This is a genomic window from Sphingomonas sp. YR710 (assembly GCF_900101455.1).
Classification (GTDB): domain Bacteria; phylum Pseudomonadota; class Alphaproteobacteria; order Sphingomonadales; family Sphingomonadaceae; genus Rhizorhabdus.
Genome location: NZ_FMZJ01000036.1, coordinates 1 through 2,837, shown reverse-complemented (window position 1 = coordinate 2,837; position 2,837 = coordinate 1). Strand labels below are relative to the sequence as shown.

Genomic DNA, 2,837 nt, shown 5'->3' with positions numbered 1-2,837 from the left:
GGGCAAAGACTACCGGCATCAAGGTTCGCTATCGAAGGTTCTGACCCGCGCGGCACTGCAGATACGGAAATTCCCGTTTATGGGTTTACGACCTAATGGCAATTCGATTTCGCGCATGATCCGGTCGGTCTCCGCCAGTATCTTTATGATTTTCTGATAGTGCCGAATGTCGTCCCAAACTAGCGCGCGGCCCTTGCGGTCCTTCAGCCACTTTTGCGCGGGCTGGTAACCGCCGATGGGAAAGTCCCAAGCCTGAACTGGCACATTTGCGAAATACTGGCTGGCATTGATCCACACGCAACCGGATTCGAAGCGTGGCTTGTCTATTACGCTCTGGCCATCGCCTTGAAAGGAATAAGGCACATCGCCTATGGCCGAATCTTCCATCAAATGCAGGCGACGCAGCGCCTCGCCTCTTCCGCTTACTGCCGCGAATACTTCAGGCGATGACGGGAAGGGAATGCGTGGGAAGTCGATTTTCAAAAACTCAGCATAAGTCTCCCGATAGGCAGGGCAATGCAGCACGCCGTACACGTAATCGAGTACCTTAACCTCATCGGGACGGGCATTGCCGGTGGCGCGGCGAAAGGCTTGCGTTTCAACCGCGCCGCCATCGACTGCGGCAGGCGCACCGGAGAGGCCAGCAGCTTTGCGGATTTGGGCATAAATCTTAGGATCGAAATTAAGGCGAATTCGTTCATCCAAATGCCCTGTATCAGTATAAATCGGGTCATTAGGATTCGGGTATATGTATAGAGGACAGAAATAGCCGCGTTCTTTTGAACGATTGGATACGTAGCTATCGTCACCGATTAAGTCAGCGATAAACACGTTAGCCCAACCCTCGCCTACGCCTTGGCGGCAAATTGCCAATCCGACATTGGGCCGTGCAAGAAAGTTTTTCATGAACTCCGTTCGACCCCAATCGACCATATCGGGGCGGTAGAGAATCGAGCGGGTGTCGAAGGGGCGATAGGCAATATTCTGGATGTCAGATTGCCAATCGGTAGATTGCAACGCCTTTCGAGCTATCGACAGCTTCCAGCCGCGTGTGTCACCGGGCAGGTATTTTCCGTCACTTCTGCTCCCAAAAAATTGAGCTCGAACCTCAGAATCAGGACGCGATGGGTCGGTGAACGAAGCAATTCTTTCAGCGACTTCAGGGCGCCGAAACCCGACGACGAGGCCATCTCGGGCAGTAACAATTCCAGTCGCATTGACCGGCATAGCGTCCGCTACCGAGAAGCCCTTGAGATAGATGGCTTCCGCGTCGAAGTCCCGCGGCACAAAAGGGTATTGCGGCGCCTTGTGCGGCAAAGATATTGCAGACAGCACGGGCGCAGTACCCGCCCACAAAGCCTCGTTTTTTGCCTCGCGACTCCCCCATAAATCCCCGTGGCGCACGTCAGCCAGCGCTTTACCTTTCTTGCAATCGGTGCGTTTTTTTACTGCAATGATGATTGCAACGCCCTGCATGATGTCGAATACATTCTTGTCGGCGGCACCGTCCGGGCTGCCTTCGTGCTTCTTTGCACTACCATGTAAATCTACCACGTAAATGCGATCAAACGTCTGCATCAGGTGCCAGCGCATCCCGCGAAAAGTCGGATTATTGAGGTAGCCGTGGTTGGTAATGAACCCCAGCACGCCCTCCCCGTTTTGTTCAATCATGTGTTCAGCAAGCCGGATAAATTTCACATAGTCATCTTGCAGCCAGTGCTTACGCTCGCCAAAGTGGACGCCGTCGACGTATTTGTAATCCTCGATTTTACCGATGATCCATTTGCCGTTATTCTGGCTTATTCCTGAATATGGCGGATTGCCGATCACACACATGATTGGTGTTTGGCGTTTGATGTCGCTGGCGGCCTTAGCTTCCTCGGCGATGGCGCGCGAGAGGCCGAACAGCGTCTGTTCCACCCTTTCGCCTTCCTCCAAGGAATTGGTAAGGTAGACGCCAAGGCGCGGAGGTTGAGCGGACGGCTTGTAGCCCAGCCCGGTTAGGATCATGTCCAGCTTCATGTGACACATGGCGTAGCTGGCCATAAGCAGCTCGAATCCGTGGATTCGCGGGATTAGATCTTGCTCGACATAGCTTGACCACTGTCCCGGCGCGATGCCCTTTACCCGCTCGGCCACTAGTTTGACCACTTCGGCCAGAAAGGTGCCAGTGCCGGTGGCAGGGTCTAAAACCTGAACGCGATGAACCTGCTTCTTGATCGTGGCAGGCTTGCCGCTCTTGTCGTTCTGTCCTGTATCCCAATCGATGGTGATGCGGCTGGTATCGGCCAGCCCGTCGGCTAGCCCGAACTCGGTTTTCAGCACCTCATCAACCGCGCGGACAATGAAGTTAACTACCGGCTCGGGTGTATACCAGACGCCCCGCGCCTTACGTTTGGCCGGATTATATTCGGCCAGGAACACTTCATAGAAATGCAGAAAGGGGTCTTGCCGAGCCGTCACCTTACCAAAGTGGCGCAACACCTGCCCCATGTCGGTCGCACAAAACACGTTGCACAGCTCATCGATCACGCGTCGCAGGCGTTCGTCGAGATTTGGCCCGGCGATGTAGATGAACAGTTCTCTAAGGAACGGGTTGGACTTGGGCAGTAGGTCCAGCGCCTCGCCTCGCGTGAACGTGTCCGGTGTCCCGTCGTGGAGGCGGGCGGCGAACAGGCCGTAGGCGATGGTTTCCGCGTAGATGTCAGCAAAATCCTCTACGGTGATGTCGTGGATCAGCTTCGTGTTGATTGCCGCTGAGAAGTGACCCGGGAAGGCCAGTAATTTCCACCGAGAATTGACCCATGTTTGAACACGTCCCTGGCTTTGAGCGGGGG

At 54.9% G+C, this 2,837-nt stretch carries 1 protein-coding gene; it reads right to left on the bottom strand.

Going from position 1 to position 2,837, the window contains the following annotated elements; translation table 11 throughout:
• Positions 1-18: 18 nt before the first annotated feature.
• Positions 19-2,837 (bottom strand): type ISP restriction/modification enzyme (locus BLS13_RS20120; RefSeq protein ID WP_093454804.1); only part of this gene is annotated, 2,819 nt, incomplete at its 5' end.